A 16698-nucleotide genomic window follows, 5' to 3' on the forward strand; every position below is an offset into this window, starting at 1 on the left:
TTATTTTTATTCACGCTTTCCGTTAATATAGGCATACATAGCAGTAGCATGCCCATGCCCTAATTCAAAATCCTCTTTTAACCAATTGATTATTTCTGTTGCTTTTACTCCCTTTTTTAGTTTTCCTTCTTCGGTAAATCCTTTGTCAGCAGCTAAATTTTCAAAATCAGAACGGGACTTTCCGGTTTTTTCTTCAATGTTTTTAATGTAAGTTTGAAATGACATAATATTTTATTTTTTGGTTACTTTTTATTTCTAATTATTAAGTGTCTATACTTTTGTTACATTCGGTAAATCTACCCCAGCTCCTTTAAGGGCTGCATAGGTTAATTTATCCATCATTGCTCCATCAAAATCAATACTTTTAAGGGTTTTATAATATCTGTTGGTAAGGGCAAATGTTGATCGGAAAGAAACATTTTTTAATGCAGCACCTTTAAAAGAAACCCCTTTTAGACAGGCATTATCGAATTTTACATTAATGAAAAGCTGTCTATCAAGACACAGCCCGCTCATGTCTGAAGAACTAAAATCTACCCCGTCAAATTCGCAGTTTTCAAAAATGGTTTTTCTCAGATCACCGCTCACCATCTTTACATCAATTAAGTTGATATCGGTAAATCTTGCGTGAGTAAGATCAGATGAGGAAAACTCTGTTCGGACTAAAACAGCTTTGTTAAAGTTTGTTCCAGAGAGGTTATTATTAGCCAGCACACAATCTGTAAGATCCGCACCTTCAAAATTACCATCACTCACATCACTGTTCTTAAAAGAACTGCCTTTTAAATCTGCTTCGGAGAAATCTACTCCTTTCAGATCACTTCCCCAAAATTTTCTCTCCGGAGCGTTTACTCCAGCAAAATCTGTCCCTACAAAAGCTCCTCCGCTAAAATTAGTCAGTAATGGTTCACTTACAGAAATTGAAGGGGCCATCTCTGCATTATTTTTTTGCCCAGTTTGGTCAGTGTTATTAGCCCTATTTTTAATGGCCAACTCTTCTTTTTGAGCAGGTGTATTCTCTGAAAAATAGTTAAGGTCTAAATTAAAAATTTCAGAGAGACGGTTAATGGTAATAAAATCAGGTACTGATTCTCCACGCTCCCATTTTCCAACCGCCTGCGGACTGATAAATAAAAGTTGTGCAAGCTGCGCCTGGGACATTCTGTTTTCTTTTCGTGCCTGAACGATTTTATCGCCTAGTTTCTTTATATCCATATTCTTGTATTTTTAGTCTTTTTGACAGGACAAAGATAGCTCCAGGATTATCCATATCTATCAGGATTATAGATACTCTTAGTTGTAATTACACTACTTGCAGTTGTATTTGACAACGTATAGTAGTATTGAATAAGACAAGGTAGATATTCATCATTTACCATGATAAAATTGCTCCACCATACAATCTGAGGAATAATATTAATCCCTGTTTTATTAATGACAATTATTGTATCTAATTACTTCTTATCTTCATCAAAACGTCTCACAATTTTTATCGAAAATAGATAAAAAACATTAAAAAAATTTCATATATATTTTTTTACAACAATAATTTATTGAACATTGCAAAATAACCCCCTAAATATCAATTTTCGAAGTCTTTAAATGATTAAATTAGCACTGAATTAAAATGCGTTAAGATTTCTATGAAAAATATATTCTGTGTATTGCTTATTTCACTAGTATCACCTGTACTGGCACAAAGTCAATTAGAAAAGGCAATTACCAATCTCGAGAATAATTACGAACAGGAAAAAGTTTATATACTGACGGACAAATCACAATATGCAGCTGGGGACAAGATCTGGTTCAAAAGTTTTGTATTTGAGGGCTATAACCGTTCTGCATTGTCTACTACTCTATTTGTGGAGCTGTACAATTCCGATAAGAAATTAATAGACTGGAAAACGGTACTTCTGACCAATGGCGAGGGCAGCGGAGATTTTCAGCTGAAAGAGAACCTTCCGGAGCAAGTCTATTTTGTAAGAGCATACACCCCTTACATGACTAATTTTAGTGAAGATTTTCAGATTGTGAAAACGCTTCCGGTTTACAACCCAACCTCCACAGAATCATTAGTGATTGCCAAAAGTTCTGATTGGTCTGCTAAAGCCTTTCCGGAAGGAGGAACTTTCATCAACGGTATGCCTACGAAATTTGCCGTAAGGGTATCAAGTGATACTCCTCTACCGGCAACGTGGACCGGAAAAGTAATAGATACCCAAAGTCCCAATGCACCCATCACGACCTTTACCTCTTTTGATAAAAATGTCGCTTCTTTTAGCATAACTCCAGCGTTAGGAAAAAAATACCAGGTTATCGTTCAGGATAACACCGGAAAAAGTAAAACGGTAGATCTGCCACAAGTTACAGATATGGGTGTCCATCTGGAAGTTTACAACTCTAAAGAAGGAATTAAATACACCCTAAAAGGAGTTAATTTAAAACAGAAACTTCAGAACTATAAAATTGTAGGAACCATCAATAACCACCTTGCTTACAAAGCCAATATTAACCAATTGATCAATGAAGCTTCCAGTCTTATTCCCGCAAAAATCAATAATGAAGCCAACGGTATTTTACAGTTAGCCATTTTTGATGAGCAAGATCATCTGGTAGCCCAAAGACTTTGCTTTGTAAAGCCGAATAGTTTACATATTGAGAAAGCCGAAATTATAGCTCAGAATATAAAACAGACGCCAAGATCTTTCAACAGTATTGACCTTTCCCCGGAATCGTATTTTAAAAATTATACTGTTTTGGTAAGTGAGGATGACGGTACCCAGGCTCCGGAAGAAGAAAATATGCTGAGCAGGCTTTGGTTAACGGGAGATTTTACTTCAAAAATAGACAGTCCGGCCCAATATTTTTCTAAAAATGCCAATACTGAAGCTTTGGATGCACTACTTATTTCTGAAAACTGGAAAAGATTTGACTGGAATTCCCTATTGAGCGGATTTGTACCAGCCATTAAAACCAATTCCCAGCAATTTCTTTCTTACAGGATAAAACCTATTAAAAACAATGCCCTGCTCATCAACTCCAGTGTAATTTTAGCTTTGAAATTAGGTAAAAATGAACCCACGCTTACCCCGTCTAAAACAGACCAAAACGGATATATCTATTTAGATAATCTTAACTACTCTGAACCTTTGAATGTTTCTGTTCTTGCAACTTCAGAAAATAATCAGGAATCAAGCACTGACAATCTATTTGTCACCGTAGAACCACTGGTTACTCCCACACCGTTTAAAGGCAATTTTCCAGGTACAAAATATACCTTAGTAAAAACCAGCGGAAACAAAACTCTTCCTCCATCTATTACCAAGGCTATCAACAACCAGAAAAACAGCAGAAAAAACGGGAGTTCTGATGTACAGATTGAAGAAGTAAAATTAACAGGAAAAAAGAAAGATCCAACGGTAGAATTAAACAGTCAACTGTCTAGCGGAATGTTTAATTCCCTGAATTCTACGATTTTCGACTTTGTCAACGAAGACCAACATGCCGCAGGGTCAACCGATATATTATCTTGGCTACAAGGGAGGGCTGCCGGCCTTGTATTCCAAAGAAATAACTTAGGCGAGAATGTTCCCTACATCCGGGGCAGTAAAGCTCAGCTCTATTTAGATGAAATGGCTACTGAACCAGGCATGATTATGAATGTTCCTATAAGCAATATTGCCATGGTGAAAATCATCAAAGGATCCGGATTAGTGGGCAATGCTGTATTGATCTACACGATGAGAGGGAATATGAAACCTAAAAGCAATGAAAAAGAAGCACAAAAGAACAACTCATCTGTCATAAAAGGCTATGATCGGCCTTCGGAATTTCTTATTGAAACCCTGGATACCGATGATCCTGAAAAGAAAATTGAAAATGACACCCGGGAAACACTCTACTGGAATCCTAATTTATTTGACAGCGAATATGTGCCACCGAGAATTAAATTTTTCAATAACGACACTGCAAAACAATATAAGGTACTGATCATCAGTTTTGATGAAGACGACCATATTCTTTATCAGAATGAAGTTTTTAAATAATAGATTTCTTTATAAAAGCCTTTCAGTTTTTCTGAAAGGCTTTTATATTTTTAATCCAATCATGTCCGGTGCTTTTCTCTGTAAAACGGCATACTGAAGCTTTTTAAAACGCAAAGATGAGATGTAACCGGTTTACTGACTCACTTCCCGTTCTCCGAGATATTGCTGAAATCTCAAAAGATATCCGTCAGAATCCTGTATAAGGAGCTCCTTAACACCTTCTTCCATCGTATTTATTCTATACCATATTTCTTTCGGTTCTCTAAAATAAGCCAACTTATTCGTTTCAATTTTATTAATAATATCATCCAGACAGTTTACTTCAATCTGAAAATTAATACCCCGACCTCTGGGAAAAACAAGCTGGTCAGTCAACCATGAATCGGAACTGTCCTGCTCAAGCATAAGCTGAGCACCCTCATATGAAATCAGTGCAAAACAGTCTTCCTCCCTTTCATATTCCAATGTAAATCCCAATTGTTCCATATAAAACTTCTTAGAATTGCCAATATCGGTCACCAATAATTCAGGAATTAACCTGTTAAATTTTATAGTATCTGCATTCATAGCTATTGAATAGTTTTTGAGCTGGTTTATCTCAAAATGTCCTGAATCAAAGATAAAAACTTTATGAGAAAGGGGTTGAAATAAAAGCTGCATGATACAATAATACGGCAGCAACGGTAAAAAGGAAAGCTGCTTTAAAAAAAAACGCAAAGAAAAGATTCAAGCCTTTGAGTTATAAGGATGCAAAGAAAGCGACAATGTCGCTGATGAAGGTGTATGCTTATCCATAAGCTTCGACGAATCAACAAAGTTGATTCCAACCTTTGCTCCCTGAAAATATGCATAATGTAACTAAAGCTTTGCGTTAGAAAAACACGCCATCATTACATTATTTTTTGATTAGAAAGATTAACGCAAAGTTGATGAATAATTCCGCTTTAGTTTAAGTGGGCAAAGTGATGCGACTTTGTCGCTGATGAAGCGATATGGCTATGCATACGCTTCGACGAATCAACGAAGTTGATTCTGTTCTTTGCTCCCTGAAAATATGCATAATGAAGCTAAAACTTTGCGTTAGAAAAACACGGCATCATTACATGATCTTTTTAATTAAAAAAAAACTTAAGGAATGTGATTTAGATAAAGATTTGTATAAGAAGTAGAATTGACATTTTTATAAAAACCTGTTTAAACTTTTACAGATTTCCAATTCTTCAAACACAATGAAATTCATACAATCTATTATTTGGAACACTTAAGATCACTTAAGAAAGGTGAGTCGCTTCCTGCATCAATAAGTACACTTTAGAAGAAAATCAAAGATTTTCATAAAACTTTAGTGTACTTGATATTCACAAAGCTGGAAACTTAAAAATAACTAAAGTGTTAAAAATATTCTGTGACTTTTAACTCCGTTGAAATAACATTCATTGACTGAAAGGAGATAATCTTCGATTTGTTATTAAAATAAAAAGTTTAAACTGAAATAATAGCCACATGAAAGAAGTCATGCGGCAGCGGTGATTTGTTTTTCTGTTCATTATAAATAAAAGCGCCACTTAAAGATAAGTGGCGCTATTTTTAAAGATTTCAGGTCTAAAGAAATCTTAGTTTTTGTATTAAGGTTTTACAGGTTATCGCTTGATCACTTTCACCATTCTTACAAGGTCATGAGCAGCATTCACTTTAACAAGATAAACCCCTGATACGAGTCCGGAAACATCAATCGTTCCTTTCGTATCATTGATTACCTTCGTAAGCACCTGTTGTCCCGCAGCATTGTACACCGCTACCGACAGCATCTTCTGATCAAATGAAATGGTCAGGATATCCTGTACCGGATTTGGATAGACTTTCAGATGATCTGCCTTTGTAGAAACTTCATCTACCGCTAAACCAGCTTTAGCTAAAGTCGAAACTTTCTGAACAGTACCGCTACCTGTACCACAAGCAACAGGTATGAAGATTTTCTTTTGAACATATGTACCATCTCCTAGCTGTCCCTTGAGATTATAGCCACTGATTGCCAGCGATCCTTTAGTATTTATCGCAAGTGCATTATCAGCTCCGATGGCAATACTTTGCCAGTCAGTTGCAGTTCCTACTTGCATTGGTGTAGGTCTATCTATCTCTGTACCATCACCTAACTGTCCCCAGCCATTATACCCCCAGCTCCATAATGTTCCATCTGTTTTTATGGCTATTGAAGAATTATATATACCAGTCTTCACACTTCGCCAGTTGGCTTCTGTTCCTACTTGGGTCGGAATATTCTTTCGGGTTGTAGTTCCATCACCTAATTGTCCCCTGTTATTATACCCCCAGCTCCATAATGTTCCATCTGTTTTTATGGCTATTGAATGATCATTTCCTGCAGTAACAGTTTTCCAATTCGTTGCAGTTCCTACTTGAATAGGGGAACTTACATCTATTCCAGTACCATCACCCAATTGTCCATAATAATTTTCTCCCCAGCTCCATAGCGTTCCATCTGTTTTTATAGCAAGGGTATGAGATTGTCCGGAGGCGATACTTTGCCAGTCTGTTGCAGTTCCTATTTGCACAGGTATATTTTTGCTAATGATTGTACCATCACCCAGCTGTCCCCTGTTATTATAACCCCAGGCCCAAAGTGTCCCATCTGACTTTATAGCGAACGTCTGTTTTTCTCCCGTTGCAATATCCGCCCAGTCTGTGGCGGCTCCTACCTGTGTTGGAATATTTCTCGTGGTGGTAGTTCCATCACCTAACTGCCCTTTGTTATTCTCTCCCCAGGTCCATATTGTACCATTGGCTTTCATACCTATTGAAAAATTAGACCCGGCAACTATTTTTGTCCAATTATTTTCGGTCCCTATTTGTGTTGGGGTTTTTCTAATGATCATAGTTCCGTCTCCCAGCTGTCCATCATAGTTATCTCCCCAGGCCCATAATGTTCCGTCTGTTTTGATCCCCATTGAGTAATCAACACCTCCACTTACACTTTGCCAACAGCCGGTTGCAGTGGTAGGAAGTGTAGTAAAGGAACCTCCCTGCATCCATGTAAAGGGGCTGAATCCACAATTAGATGCTACCCACCAATAGTAAGTGGTGTCAGGCAGTAAATTATTCAAATTTGCTGTTGTAGAAGTAGAAGGAACAGATCCTTGAATACCTCCCACTGTTGGGCTGGTACTATAAAGATACACATACCCTTGACCAGGAGTCACAGTAGCTGCTGTCCAGTTAAGAGTAGCCGTTTCAGCAGTAATATTGGTTGATGAAAATGGTGTTGGAGGAATACAATATCCAGGGCAAACCATAGAAATAAATGCATTTTTGTTAACTCTCGTTCCGTCACCTAACTGCCCGCTATCATTTCGTCCACAAATTTTTAGAAAACCATCAAATTTTTGTACAAGAATATGACTTTCTCCGGCAAAAACCTGCATATTGTCTGAAGAGGAATCTACTTGTACAGGTGATGTACTATTTCCTCCAGTGGTACCATTACCCAACTGCCCAAAGTTATTGCTGCCCCAAGACCAAACTGTTCCGTCTGTCTTCGTTGCAAATGAAAAACCATTTCCAACTGCTACAGTTTGCCAGTTAGTTGCGGTTCCTATTTGTGTTTGGGTATATTTTGAAATTGTAGTTCCGTCTCCCAGCTGTCCATTATTGTTATTTCCCCAGGCCCATAACGTTCCGTCAGTTTTAAGTCCTACCGAATGTTGCATTCCTGTATCAATACTTTTCCAATTGGCAGCAGTTCCTATTTGTGTTGGAATATTTTTTGAAACCGAAGTTCCATCTCCAAGTTGGCCCGAGGTGTTAATTCCCCATCCCCACAGCGTTCCATCGGTTTTTATCGCTAACGTCTGATGATTTCCAGCACGAATACTTTTCCAATTGGTGGCGGTTCCTATTTGTGTTGGGATATTTTTTGAAACTGTAGTTCCATCTCCCAGCTGCCCATTGTTGTTACGTCCCCAGGTCCAAAGTGTCCCATCGGTTTTGAGTCCTACTGAATGTTCAATTCCACCACCAAGACTTTGCCAGTTTGTTGCGGTTCCTATCTGAGTCGGAACTGTTTTGTCAATTACAGTTCCATCACCTAATTGCCCATATGCATTATCTCCCCATGCCCACATGGTACCATCTGTTTTAATGGCAAGGGTATGTCTATGGCCAACATAAATGCTTTTCCAATCATTTGCGGTTCCTACTTTTACAGGAACAGATCTGGAAGTTGTGGTTCCGTCCCCTATTTGTCCATCGCTATTAGCGCCCCATGCCCACAATGTTCCGTCTGTTTTGAGTCCTACCGAATAGTCTCCTCTGGTAATAAGGGTTTGCCAACAACCTGTAAAAGCTGTGGTCTGTATATCAATAACATTTCTAAAAACAGGACCCCAAATACCCGTATTGTCTTTGACACGGACATTAAACACATGCAGGCCATTAGCAGGCAGAGCAATCCCGGCATCAGTCAGTTGCTCAAAAGAACCGTCAAAATTTGCATCGGCAGCCAATAAAGCGATTCCATTTCCTATGCCCGGATCAGTATCCCAAAAATACTCAGCCTGAGAAACAGCGATTATGGGAGATGCTGAAGTTTGCTGAATATTAATGACATGGGTAAAAACAGGTCCCCAAAAGCCCATATTGTCCTTGATACGGACACTGAATGTATGCAATCCGCTACCCGGTGTGGCAACACCTGTTGTAGCGAGTTGTTCGATAACGCTGTCAAAAGTTCCATCGGCAGCCAATACGGGATTCCCATTTCCTGCTCCCGGATCTGTATCCCAAAAATACTCAGCCTGGGAAACAGCGATTATTGCCGAGGCCTGATTGGACTTAATATCAATAATGTTGGTAAAAACAGGTCCCCAAACTCCCGTATTGTCTTTGACGCGGATATAGAATTTGTGTAAACCGGTCCCCGGCGTAGCAATGTCTGTTTTGGAAAGCTGTTCCACAACATTGTCGAAAGTTCCGTCGGCAGCCCATACCGGAGTTCCGTTTCCTGTTCCCGGATCGATATCCCAAAAATATTCTGCCTGGTTGATCAATACTTGTGCCGGACACAACATGACCATCAACAAAGCAATTATACTATAGATATAATTTTTCATATTGTTATATCATTAGAAATTATTTAGAAAAACCAGACCCACTCATATTAAAAGTTCCGCTGGTAATAGATCTTGGCGTTGACAGATAGTTTACCTGAGGTTTATTATCATTATTTGCAGGCCAGTAATTAGCCCAGCTGTTAGAACCTCCGTAATGCCCGGCATCGTTTCTTGTTAAGTCTAAATCGGTGTATTTTATACCAGGATTTCCGGCATTTACATTCATACCGGTTAGAGTATATGCTATATTATCGAAGTTCAGGTTCATTGATCCTGAATTGTCGCTTTGCGTCATATTACCTTCTGTTACAAAAGTATTGGTGAATACATTGTAGCTAGCTGTTATACTCACGCTAGTGCTTTTGTTTTGAATGCAGGCATTGGTGCCTCCTACCACAAAAGAAGCGGCATTGTTCATCATAAGAATATTCCCCAAATTGATATTATTACCTAAGTTAACGTACAACGGACCCATATCTGCGGGAGAAGGATTATAGATGGTGTTGTTGGTGATTTCGTTAGAGCTTCCCGGTTTAATATTATAGATATAAATACCGGCACAAAAATTATTGCTGAATTTAAAATTATAATTGGCCTGTGAGTTGGATATAAATGATTTAGATACATTACCATACACTTCAATATCAGATCCAATAGGACTGTTATCCTGCGTAGCTACCACGGCAATACTTTGTGCTTTGTTCGTGGTACATCTTCCGTGGGAAAACTTCAGGTTTCCACTAATTGTACAGCCGGAGATATTTGTAGTGAAATTGACTTTGTCTGTCAAAACATTATGCAGATCACAGTTCACAATATTAATAAAAGTTCTTCCTGTACCTATTGGGAAAGTTGCCTCTACATTGTAAATGCCGTAATAACCTGAACTCAGATTGCTGATGGTCACCGTTCTTCCTGTTGCCGGATTGATGCTGACATTTCCCTGAATTATATATTTGGCATAATTGGTTTCGGAAACAAGAGTCAGCGATTTGTTGATAATCAGATTTTCTACATAAGCCTCTCCATTCGCTTTAGGCTGAATGATGATACGATCTCCGTCTGAAGCCGCTGTGATTGCCGTACTTACGGTAGGATAAGCACCGCCTGCTCCCCCATTCCGAACATATAAATCAGCTGCAAAAGCCATAGTACACGATAAGCCTGTGAAGGCAATGATTAGTAGTTTCTTTGTCATAATAGTGTAAAAATTAATGAGTTTAATATTAAATTATATTGTTTGGTTTTTAAATCATTCGTTAGCTGCCATTTTCCCATCCATCCTATTGCTGAGCACAGGATTATAGTATAAGGGTTTACATCCATGAATAACCATTGACTTTGAAAGAGGTCCTTAGCTCAAATAGCAGCATCACTGGCACCGCATGAAACGTCCCTAAATTTCAATAAAGGCATTGCCCGCCCCCAGATCGAAAGCGAAAGTACCGGTCATGCTATTCTTTATCTCTGGTTGGCAGAAATAATCAAATAAGCCCTATATGGTTTATGGCGCTAAAAAATTATGCTAACTTAGTATTGTTTTAAATTGATGGAAACAATGAGTTTTGACGTATCCGTAAAAATAGGCACAGCGTAGTTTTGTTCATTTTTCATGATGTAATTAGTTTTCTGGTTAGTTTTTAGTTTTTTAGAGGAAACAACACAATTTGTTACTTTATGTTGTTGATTACAAAAGTATATTTTTATTATGGATCATCAAAACTAAAAAAGTAAAAAGGAATTTTTATCTCCGCTCCCCTGTTCTCTGAAGTCTCCTGATTTTGAAGTATGTTCAAAGATTTTTTTTTATTTTGCAGGCTCTAAGTCAGGAGACTTTGTACAACGGTTTCATAAAAAAATAAAGACTTTCGATATTTTTTTACAGGATCTTTTAAAAGAAACTCCTACATATTCCGTTTAATTCTTAAATTTAGCTCATGCAAAAGTATCTTTATCTCATCATTATATCATTCTCTCTGAGCAGTTGCTATACCTACCAGGTAAAAAAACAAGTGGATCCGGCCGCCGACAATAAGCAGGATTCTAAAAAGAATACCACCAGTACTACTGCTCCGCAAATGAAAAATACGCCCGCTGAAAGCCTGAACGCACCACAAGCCCCTGCTCCTGTGAATATTCAGGAGAAACTGGCATCAGGTAAAAATGTTAAAATTGACGTTGAAGGCAGATCCTATAAAGTAATCGTTGACAAGTGGGAAAGCGACAGCCTCGTAGCACACCCCGTTCATAATCCCAAGAAAATTTTGAAATTCCATAAGAACCAGATCAATGCCGAGAAAATTGCCGAAAAACGTTTTTCACAACCCATAGCTGATATTATTACCGTTGTTGCGTATGCCGCAGTTGGTGTTGGAATATATCTTATTGTTCGCTAGGTTTTTCTTGTTTTTGAGCATTTTATTTCATTTCAGTATATTTATAGTTCATGGTCTTATTTCTTTTATGTTTTCGATGATAAGAGCATTAATACTACATTTAGATAGAAATACCTTTTATTTAACCAAAAAAATATTATGTTATGGAAGAAGACGAAGACCATTGGAAATTGGGCATTTTTTATTATAATAAAGATGACAAGAGACTTTTCCCCCCGAAAAGAAATAAATTTTTAGGTTGGACGGTTAACTTTGCTAATCCTTATTCTATTTTAGCAATGTTTTTAGTAATTACTGTATTTATATTCGTAGTAGAATCTATTAAAAAGATGTAATTGTTCTAAACAATTTATTCTCAGCTACCACACGAATCTCGTGTGGTATTTAATACTATTAATCAAACATTCTAAAAACAACAATATCATCTAAAAGTCCTTTTTCATCAGCATAATCTATTGCACTACTGTAGCTACAATCTTCTGCACGGAATACTAAACCTGCTTCTATGGGATTTTGATGGATATAATTAATTTTCTGCCTAATCACTTTGTTACTCCACAACTCAATAGGTTTATTATCCCGGCCTACAACAGCAAAGCTTATGAAATATAAACCTTCAGGATTGTGGAATTTGTAATTACGACTTATTAATTATGTTTTATAAAGATAAAAACTTTATGAGAAAGTGATTGAAATAGAAACCACACGAAAGGATTCATGCGGCAGCGATGGGGCTTTTTATTTTTAATCCTACTCTATATTCCTCTATTCATACTTCGAAAAATCCACTGCAAAAATACATCTATTGACCTGGCTGCCATTCTGGGCTCCGGCATTGGGTTCATATTCTGTGAGGCTCCACAGATAGTTATATTGGGATTCATAATAAAGGGATTCCGCACCATAGGGCCATCGGTAGCGTACGGTGTCATCGGCTCCATCGGTATACCGGGCGAGTCTTGCATTGGAACCGTAAGAGTTGCTTGGAGATCCGGTGCAGGAAAGCCATGTACGGTTTCCTTTCCGGAATACGCCCTGGATGCCATGGGCATGGCTATCGGCAAAAAGGCTGTTTTTAGGCGCTACGGCAACAATCCCTGAGTTTTGAAGTGTTCCACTGGCATCTACAGGAAAGCCAAAGACTTGTGGGACAATGGAAGCATCGGCACTGCCGGCATAATATTGTCCGGTCCAGAACTGAGTGCCTTCCTCATTGACCTGTATGGTGGAAAAAGGATTGGCGTTATTGATCTTCTGATACCCTGTCTGGGGCAATATATAACGGTAATTGAAGGCGAATAGGTTACCGTTGGCATCCTTACCACATTTTTCATTGGTCGTGTCCCCGGTACTGACTTCAATGATTTTATCCAGATCAAATACCCGAACCCCGAGATTCGTGCTGCTGAGATAAATCTTACCTTTCAAATAGGCAATCCCTCCGGCATGTACTTTCAGTGGGGCGTAAGAGCCATATTGGGTATGCGTGGTGGTACTGGCAGGGATATCAGGCTGCACAAGCAGGATATGCCGGTATGTGAGATAGGTACTTGAACTAGGGCTGATGTCGATCAGGGTAATGCGGGAACCTTTATATTCGGCATTATCTTTTGCATACCAGCTCACCAACAGATAACGGACACCATCTCTGGTAAACCCGGCAATGCCCTGTGGCCGCCAGATGGAGGTCGTTTCATCATCGGCGTTCCAGCGGATTCCTCTTACCCTGTTTTCTTCCGGAATATTGAATCCATAGACTTCGGTATATGCATTTCCGCCAATGGCCTGGCGGTTTTTATTAACCTGGGATGGGTTTAAAAAGCTAAAACCTGAACTGATATACGTACTGGTGTCTACATAAGGATTGACACTGACTTCTGTAGCAGCTCTGCTCGCGTTGGATTTTGACGGAAGCTCTTCCTCCATTGAAGCTGAAGCCATTTCGTTATTCTGGCATCCAACGCTTGCCAGGATAAGCATAAACATCCATCCAAGAAATTGTTTTTGAATCATGATTCGTTTTTTGGCGTGTGATAAGGGATAAAAACGTTTTAACAACCGTTTATAAATTGCGTACGAAACTAGCAGATTCCGTTTTTATTGGGGTAACCTCAGCATTAAATCTGTATTAATTTTATGATTCTGCCACCCCTTTACAGCACTCCATAGCCGCCTGTCTATTGAAAAGTTCTATCATTTAAAAAAAATGTCTCATATTTGAGACATTTGTCGTAATTTTGAGGCAATAAAAAACAGATGAGTACACAGCAAAAAATTATTGATACTGCTATATCAGTTTTAAATGAGAATTTTTCGGCAACATTTGAAGATATTGCCGTGCGTTGTGGCATTAACCGGAGAACTCTTCACCGGTATTTTAAAAATCGTCAGGAATTATTAGAAGCATGCCATAAGAATATGATGGAGGTATGGGAACTTGCAGCGATGAACGCCTGTAACCGTTCCACAGATCCCCTGATACAACTCGAATATTTATTATATGCAGGAATTGACAGCGGTACAAAGTATGCTTTTCTCATTAAACTCAATGACGACATAAAATCCTCTTCTATACCCTACGAAAGTGAACAAAGTGCAGCCTATTTTAAAACAAGAAATCAGCTATTTGGTGCCATCCGGGATTTACAAAAAGAACAGGTAATAGATGACCGGTTTCCATTACCCTGGATAAGAATTATTTTCACCAGTGTGATTACCGCAACCATCACCGCATTCAGATCCGGAGATATTGCCCAGAATGAAGTAAAGAAGCTGGCCTGGCTTTCATTCAGCAGAAGTATAGGTATACCTTTAAACAGATAAAATGATACATTCCTTTTTAATGATTGGTCAGTCTAATATGGCTGGCCGTGGCTATAGCAAAGAAGTCCCTGCTATCTATGATGAACATATTAAGATGCAAAGAAACGGACTATGGCAAATCATGTCTGAACCTATTAATTTTGACCGTCCCAGTGCCGGTGTGGGGCTTGCCTCTTCATTTGCCGCTGCGTGGAGGCTCGACAATGAGCAGCATGAGATAGGATTAATTCCCTGTGCAGATGGAGGAACCAGCCTTGATGACTGGGCGGTGGGAGGTGCCTTATTTGAAAATGCGATATCACAGGCCAGACTTGCACAACGAACAAGCCAGCTTTCAGGCATCCTCTGGCATCAGGGTGAAAGTGACTGTTCTCCGGAAAAAGCTGAGCAATACGGTGAAAAGTTTTCTGTAATTATGGAGGCACTACGCCGGGAATTGCATATTCCTGAAGTTCCACTTATAATAGGCGGTTTAGGAGACTTCTTGTCCCATGGAATCTTTGGGCAATATTTTGCGTCCTACCCTTTAATTAATCAAGCATTGGAAGATTTTGCCAGGAATCATGCCAACTCTTATTTTGTTACCGCCAAAGAACTTACGGCCAATGCGGATGGCATTCACTTCAATGCTCTGTCCCAAAGAATATTGGGTATCAGGTATTATAACGCTTTTCGGGATTTAAAACATCTTCCCGATCCTCTGCATGATGAAGAAGACAGACTGGCTGCAATGTATAATCGCCCATACACCCAAACAGAAAAAATAAAGCTGCTGGAACATGAGTTTGCCGTTGGGAATATTGACCCTAAGGATTATCTGGCCGAATTGGCTATCCTAAGTGGGAGATAAAATAAGGTATTGATATACCGGTTTTATATTTGTTTTTTTATAAAGCTGTGTAAACTTTTTATCTCATAAGAATGTTTTTAACCACAAAAGACACAAAAGCTTTTATCCTAAACACTTTAGTTCACTTAAGTTAGCGTAAAATGACATCGGATAAAAGGACACTTAAGTTTTTAAAAATCAAAGATTTTTTCTCTTAGGTGTACTTATTGTGCACAAAGCTTGTTATCTAAAATAACTTAAGTGTTTAAAATAACACCACTCTCCTCTTCTACTCTATTTGGCCAGATATTTCCAGCATAACCTTTTTTACCTATTTTTACAGTAAATTATATATAACCTATGAAAAGAATCATATTGGCCGGAATGGTGACTTTGGGAGGATTTTTAACTGTAAAAGCACAGTGTAAAGCTGTATCCACGATCACAGAAAATTTTGATACATGGAAAGACATCAACAAATTCTGGACTGCCCAGGCAGGAGGAAAATCTATGCTGTATGCCAGTGACAAAAAAATTATATTTTATTCGATGTACAGCCCGGGAGAAAATATGTATTTAATTACTCCAAAAATTAAAGCAGGAGCCTATACGCTTAGTTTTGATATTTCAGACAATGGAGGAGAAACCACCCTGGAAATTCTCTCCGTCAACAATCCCTCCGATACCAAATCCTATGTTTCAATAGCGAAACCTTCCAAGATAACCGGCGATAAAAAGACGCTCACTATTTCTGTAAAAAAAGATACCCATCTAGCCCTGAAAGTCTTACTGAATGGAGTCCACCAGGCAGTTTATATGGATAATTTTTCATTGAAACAAAAAAAATAATTGAAGAAGCTCATGTTGGGCTCACCTATACTCCGAAGTCTACCGACTTTGGAGATTTTGTTTCAGGCAAACGATCACAAAAATAAGATTTGTAAAACTTACCCGTCGAATTTTTCCCTCAACGGGATACTGCCTTTTTGCTGCGCAGATCATCAATCCAACTTAAAAAAGAAGTACACTACTGCTGCCCATTCTTTTTTAATTCCTACGGCATACCCTATAGTACTTCGGCTGCTGTTTTCTACCGTTCCATCATCTTTGATGTATCCAATAGTGGAACGGCTGCTGTTCTCTACAGTGCCGTCTTTTTTAACATAGCCTATAGTAGAACGGCTGCTGTTTTCTATGGTACCGTCGCTTTTGATGTACCCGATGGTTGAGCGGTTTTTATTCTCGACGGTTCCGTCAGCACTGATATATCCCACTGTGGAACGGCTGCTATTTTCAATGGTTCCATCCGGTTTGATGTAGCCCGTCGTACTGCGGCTCCCCGATTCTATTGTTTGTGCACTTGCAACGGAAAAGCTGAGCAGAAAGAAACAAATGATGCCTATTTTTTTCATGGTTTTAAAATATTAAGAGGTTATTATTGGGGTGAAGCCGATGTATTAAAATTATTGATTAATTTTTAA

Annotated in this window: 14 protein-coding genes; 6 read left to right on the forward strand and 8 right to left on the reverse strand. The window is 38.5% G+C overall.

Annotated elements, in window-relative coordinates:
• Positions 1–6 precede the first annotated feature (6 nt).
• Entirely contained in the window at positions 7–225 is a 219-nt protein-coding gene (locus JML65_RS05780) for a DUF4287 domain-containing protein (RefSeq protein WP_047486426.1), read from the reverse strand.
• A 45-nt stretch (positions 226–270) separates the two neighbouring features.
• Positions 271–1215: a pentapeptide repeat-containing protein gene (locus JML65_RS05785; RefSeq protein WP_202270177.1), complete on the reverse strand. Its 945-nt coding sequence runs from the start codon at positions 1213–1215 to the stop codon at positions 271–273.
• Positions 1216–1643: 428 nt separating this feature from the next.
• Here JML65_RS05785 and JML65_RS05790 point away from each other — a divergent pair, with 428 nt between their 5' ends.
• Positions 1644–4046 carry a hypothetical protein gene (locus JML65_RS05790; protein WP_202270178.1) on the forward strand — a complete coding sequence of 801 codons (2403 nt, stop codon included), beginning with the start codon at positions 1644–1646 and terminating at the stop codon, positions 4044–4046.
• Between the two features lie 132 nt (positions 4047–4178).
• On the opposite strand, the gene JML65_RS05795 is transcribed toward JML65_RS05790, so the two are convergent.
• From JML65_RS05795 to JML65_RS05805, 3 genes are all read right to left on the reverse strand, one after another.
• Positions 4179–4613 carry a bleomycin resistance protein gene (locus JML65_RS05795; protein WP_202270179.1) on the reverse strand — a complete coding sequence of 145 codons (435 nt, stop codon included), beginning with the start codon at positions 4611–4613 and terminating at the stop codon, positions 4179–4181.
• Between the two features lie 1073 nt (positions 4614–5686).
• Positions 5687–9169, reverse strand: a complete 3483-nt coding sequence (locus JML65_RS05800) for a T9SS type A sorting domain-containing protein (RefSeq protein ID WP_202270180.1) — start codon at positions 9167–9169, stop codon at positions 5687–5689.
• A 19-nt stretch (positions 9170–9188) separates the two neighbouring features.
• A complete protein-coding gene (locus JML65_RS05805; protein ID WP_202270181.1) occupies positions 9189–10367 on the reverse strand; it encodes a hypothetical protein in 1179 nt (392 codons plus the stop codon).
• Positions 10368–11106: 739 nt separating this feature from the next.
• Between JML65_RS05805 and JML65_RS05810 the strand changes: the two genes are divergently transcribed.
• Positions 11107–11565, forward strand: a complete 459-nt coding sequence (locus JML65_RS05810; protein ID WP_115917478.1) for a hypothetical protein — start codon at positions 11107–11109, stop codon at positions 11563–11565.
• Between the two features lie 143 nt (positions 11566–11708).
• Complete coding sequence (locus JML65_RS05815) at positions 11709–11900, forward strand: DUF5808 domain-containing protein (protein ID WP_202270182.1); 192 nt, start codon at positions 11709–11711, stop codon at positions 11898–11900.
• A gap of 58 nt (positions 11901–11958) precedes the next feature.
• On the opposite strand, the gene JML65_RS23820 is transcribed toward JML65_RS05815, so the two are convergent.
• Both JML65_RS23820 and JML65_RS05825 read right to left on the reverse strand, forming a co-directional pair.
• Positions 11959–12111: a hypothetical protein gene (locus tag JML65_RS23820; protein ID WP_237390794.1), complete on the reverse strand. Its 153-nt coding sequence runs from the start codon at positions 12109–12111 to the stop codon at positions 11959–11961.
• A gap of 219 nt (positions 12112–12330) precedes the next feature.
• Positions 12331–13578, reverse strand: coding sequence for a hypothetical protein (locus JML65_RS05825; RefSeq protein WP_202270183.1), 1248 nt, complete (start codon positions 13576–13578; stop codon positions 12331–12333).
• Between the two features lie 243 nt (positions 13579–13821).
• On the opposite strand from JML65_RS05825, the gene JML65_RS05830 reads away from it, so the two are divergent.
• From JML65_RS05830 to JML65_RS05840, 3 genes are all read left to right on the forward strand, one after another.
• Positions 13822–14388, forward strand: coding sequence for a TetR/AcrR family transcriptional regulator (locus JML65_RS05830; RefSeq protein ID WP_202270184.1), 567 nt, complete (start codon positions 13822–13824; stop codon positions 14386–14388).
• A gap of 1 nt (position 14389) precedes the next feature.
• Positions 14390–15238: a sialate O-acetylesterase gene (locus JML65_RS05835; RefSeq protein ID WP_202270185.1), complete on the forward strand. Its 849-nt coding sequence runs from the start codon at positions 14390–14392 to the stop codon at positions 15236–15238.
• Between the two features lie 339 nt (positions 15239–15577).
• On the forward strand, positions 15578–16066 hold the full coding sequence (locus tag JML65_RS05840; RefSeq protein ID WP_202270186.1) for a hypothetical protein: 489 nt from the start codon (positions 15578–15580) through the stop codon (positions 16064–16066).
• Positions 16067–16218: 152 nt separating this feature from the next.
• Here the strand turns inward: JML65_RS05840 and JML65_RS05845 are convergent, their stop codons facing one another.
• Complete coding sequence (locus JML65_RS05845) at positions 16219–16629, reverse strand: 5-fold beta-flower protein (protein WP_202270187.1); 411 nt, start codon at positions 16627–16629, stop codon at positions 16219–16221.
• Positions 16630–16698: the final 69 nt, after the last annotated feature.

Origin of the sequence: Chryseobacterium sp. KMC2 (assembly GCF_016756935.1) — a bacterium.
In the GTDB taxonomy this organism is placed as follows: domain Bacteria; phylum Bacteroidota; class Bacteroidia; order Flavobacteriales; family Weeksellaceae; genus Chryseobacterium; species Chryseobacterium rhizosphaerae.

Bases quoted from the DNA above. Each gene is read 5' to 3' on its own strand.
- JML65_RS05815 (WP_202270182.1), top strand. From the start codon at position 11,709: ATGGAAGAAGACGAAGACCATTGGAAATTGGGCATTTTTTATTATAAT.
- JML65_RS05780 (WP_047486426.1), bottom strand. From the start codon at position 225: ATGTCATTTCAAACTTACATTAAAAACATTGAAGAAAAAACCGGAAAG.
- JML65_RS05810 (WP_115917478.1), top strand. From the start codon at position 11,107: ATGCAAAAGTATCTTTATCTCATCATTATATCATTCTCTCTGAGCAGT.
- JML65_RS05835 (WP_202270185.1), top strand. From the start codon at position 14,390: ATGATACATTCCTTTTTAATGATTGGTCAGTCTAATATGGCTGGCCGT.
- JML65_RS05785 (WP_202270177.1), bottom strand. From the start codon at position 1,215: ATGGATATAAAGAAACTAGGCGATAAAATCGTTCAGGCACGAAAAGAA.
- JML65_RS05830 (WP_202270184.1), top strand. From the start codon at position 13,822: ATGAGTACACAGCAAAAAATTATTGATACTGCTATATCAGTTTTAAAT.
- JML65_RS05825 (WP_202270183.1), bottom strand. From the start codon at position 13,578: ATGATTCAAAAACAATTTCTTGGATGGATGTTTATGCTTATCCTGGCA.
- JML65_RS05840 (WP_202270186.1), top strand. From the start codon at position 15,578: ATGAAAAGAATCATATTGGCCGGAATGGTGACTTTGGGAGGATTTTTA.
- JML65_RS05805 (WP_202270181.1), bottom strand. From the start codon at position 10,367: ATGACAAAGAAACTACTAATCATTGCCTTCACAGGCTTATCGTGTACT.
- JML65_RS05845 (WP_202270187.1), bottom strand. From the start codon at position 16,629: ATGAAAAAAATAGGCATCATTTGTTTCTTTCTGCTCAGCTTTTCCGTT.
- JML65_RS05795 (WP_202270179.1), bottom strand. From the start codon at position 4,613: ATGAATGCAGATACTATAAAATTTAACAGGTTAATTCCTGAATTATTG.
- JML65_RS05790 (WP_202270178.1), top strand. From the start codon at position 1,644: ATGAAAAATATATTCTGTGTATTGCTTATTTCACTAGTATCACCTGTA.
- JML65_RS05800 (WP_202270180.1), bottom strand. From the start codon at position 9,169: ATGAAAAATTATATCTATAGTATAATTGCTTTGTTGATGGTCATGTTG.